1 pseudogene is annotated in these 251 nt (G+C 39.4%); it reads right to left on the bottom strand.

The window, feature by feature from the left end:
• Positions 1–251: pseudogene (locus tag ACYP03_RS27200) on the bottom strand (MFS transporter); the annotation flags it as partial.

Here is a 251-nt window from a genome sequence, read left to right on the forward strand (position 1 = left end):
ATACTTCTCCGGAAGATAAAAAAAACCAGGCCAGAAAATGTACAGGAATAGTTGGAAAAAACATCACTAGCATATATCCAAAAGCAAACATCAAGCCAGCATAGGCCAAACTGATAGTCTCCGCTTTACTCGATGTTAGTTTCATTAAAAGAGGCGTAATAAGCACGACCAGCACACAGGCGTAGGTCATTAACTGGCCAAATATGATTGGACCAGATTCACCAAACATATGACTCAAATATAATGGGCTT

Source organism: Photobacterium sp. R1 (genome assembly GCF_054600795.1).